The organism is Arthrobacter sp. TB 26, assembly GCF_000427315.1.
In the GTDB taxonomy this organism is placed as follows: domain Bacteria; phylum Actinomycetota; class Actinomycetes; order Actinomycetales; family Micrococcaceae; genus Arthrobacter.
The window spans coordinates 1-2,627 of sequence record NZ_AUPJ01000011.1 but is presented as its reverse complement, the minus strand read 5'-3'; the positions used below and the strand labels follow the sequence as shown (position 1 = coordinate 2,627).

The following is a 2,627-nucleotide window of genomic DNA, read 5'->3' as shown; positions in this document are numbered from 1 at the left end:
GGAGCCGGGCCCGCAGCACCTTGTTCAGCGCCGTGCGGGGCAGGGCTCCGACCATCTCGATCCGTGCGGGAACCTTGAAGTGCGCCAGCTGGGCAGTGCAGTGCTCGAGGAGTTCCTGCTCGTCCGTGGCCAGGCCGGGGCGGATGACCACAAAGGCCACACCGGTTTCGCCCCAGCGCTGGTCTTCCACGCCGACGACGGCGGCCTGCGCCACCGCCGGATGGGCCAGCAGCGCCGCCTCGACCTCGGCCGGGGCAACGTTCTCGCCGCCGGAAATGTAGATGTCCTTGAGCCGGTCCACCACTTTGATGTAGCCCTCGGCGTCGCGTTCCACCAGGTCCCCGGTGCGCAGCCAGTCCCCGGCCATAACGGCGGCAGTCGCGGCGGGGTCGCGGAAGTAGCCGGCGAAGACCCCGGGACCGCCCACCAGCAGTTCGCCGGAGGCGGCGCCGTCGAGGATTTCCCCGGTCACCGGATCGGCCACGGCGACGGCGACATGCGGGTACGGTTTGCCCGAGTACCCCACCATCCGGGCGGCGTCCTCGTTGGCCAGGCAGAGCACGTTCGGGGACGCCTCGGTGAGTCCGTAGCCCTGGCTCAGGGCCACTCCCCTGCGGTGCCAGATCCGCAGCAGCGGCGCCGGCATGGGCGCCCCGCCCACGACGGCGTGCCGGAGGCTGCCCAGCTCGGCGGACGCGAAGTCGGGATGTTCGGCGAGCATCAGGTACTGGGTGGGGACGCCCATCAGCATGCTCACGCGCCGTTCCGCGATCAGCTGCAGGATCCGTCCGGGTTCGAAGCCGCGCTCCAGCACCACGGTGGCGCCGGTCCACCACGCCAGCAGGGGCTGGATGTTCCAGCCGCCGACATGGAACTGCGGCAGGACCGCCAGCACGACGTCGGTGCTGCCCAGGTCCATCGTCCGGGACAGCGAGAGGTTGGTCCAGAAGCAGTTCGCATGGGTCAGCACGGCGGCCTTGCTGGCCCCCTCGGTGCCGGAGGTGAAGATCATCAGGAGGGGGTCGTCGTCACGAACGTCGCTGCGGACGTCATGCCGGCCACCGCTGACCGACCGGGAGGGCGGGGGCACGGACTTTTCAATGCCGCCGGGGCCCAGTGCGGCGGTCCGCGGCCGGTGCGCCAGCAGCGTGCACGCCCCCGCGGCGAGGGACTCCAGTTCGTCCTCGACGAGCAGCAGCTGCGGGTCCGCGAGCTCAAGCTGCGCAGCGAGTTCTTTGGGAGAGAGCCGCCAGGACAGCGGGACGAGGACCAGCCCGGCCTTGGCGCAGGCGAAGAACACCACCACGTGGTCCGAGCTGTTGCCGGTCAGGGTCGCGATCCGGTCCCCGGTGACGTAGCCGGCCGCCGTCAGTCCGGTGGCGAGGCCGGCCGCCCGGCGTTCCAGCTCGCCGTAGCTCAGCGTGCAGCCGCGGTCGTCGATGGCGGTCCGCTGCGGGGTGGCGAGGCTGCGGTCCGTGGTCCAGCGGCCCAGGGTGTGCAGCCCGTCACGCGGTCCGGTTCCGGAGGTGCTCATGCCGATTCCTCCAGGATCTCGCGGGACATTGTTGTCCTTTCGCTTCCGGTACTGTCATGTCCGGGGCTGTTAGGTCCCGCACCGGGGCCGTCGCGGCGCGTTTTGTGCCGGTCCCGGCGGTGGGCCAGCCGCTGCGCGGTTCCCGTCAGGCCGCCGGGCAGGAAGAGCACCACGAGGATGAACAAGGTGCCCAGGATGAACAGGGGCTCAGACAACGGTACCCGCAGGATGTCCGGCAGCGCGTCGATCGCGTCGGAGTTCGCCAGCGTCGTGAGGCGCTGGTCCAGGATCGTGTAGAAGACCCCGCCGATCACCGCGCCCCAGCGCGAGCCGACGCCGCCCAGGACCACCATCACGAGCAGGGTGATGGTCAGGTCGGCGGACATGGCCCGCGGCACGGCGCCGCTTTGCAGCAGCAGGAACACCATGCCGATGATGCTGACCAGGACGGCGGAAACCACGAAGATCAGCAGCTTGACGAGGTACGGCTGCAGGCCCAGGACGCGGACGCGGAGTTCGTTCTCGCGGACCGCGGCGGCGACGTGGCCGGCGCGGGAGGACTGCACCCAGGTGACCACGATGAAAACAGCCACGAGCACCGCCAGGGCCAGCCAGTAGAGGTTGCGGGTATTGACCACGCCCACGAGGAAGTCGGGCAGGTTGTCGGTGCGCACCGTCAGGCCTTCATCTCCGCCGGTGGTGCCGTCCGGGTTGCGGCCCACGATCACCGAGCCGGCCTGGGCGAACGCGAGCGTGACCATGGCGAAGGGAATGCCGCTGACCCGCAGGCTGATGCTCCCCACGACATGGGCCAGCACGATCACGACCAGCAGGGTCAGGCCCATCGCGGGCAGCAGCGGGATGTCCAGGTTCTGCAGGATGATTGCCAGCCCGTAGACGCCGGCGCCGAAATACAGCGCATGGCCGAAGGACAACAGTCCGGCCACGCCCAGCAGCAGGTGGTAGGTCAGGGCGGCGGCGGCCATCAGCATGCACATCGCGAGCAACTGCAGGGACCCCGGCGTGTACGTCGGTCCGGGCAGCACGCCGGGCAGGGACAGGTTGAGCAGCGGCAGCAGGACCAGGAGCACGA

Annotated in this window: 2 protein-coding genes; both read right to left on the bottom strand. The window is 70.1% G+C overall.

The window, feature by feature from the left end; genetic code table 11:
• Window positions 1-1,534, bottom strand: a 1,534-nt coding sequence (locus K789_RS0100210; RefSeq protein ID WP_024364985.1) for a class I adenylate-forming enzyme family protein, incomplete at its 3' end; no start/stop codon positions are given.
• On the bottom strand, window positions 1,531-2,625 hold the full coding sequence (locus K789_RS0100205) for a branched-chain amino acid ABC transporter permease (protein ID WP_084507100.1): 1,095 nt from the start codon (window positions 2,623-2,625) through the stop codon (window positions 1,531-1,533). The genes K789_RS0100205 and K789_RS0100210, both read right to left, overlap by 4 nt.
• Between the last annotated feature and the right edge of the window lie 2 nt (window positions 2,626-2,627).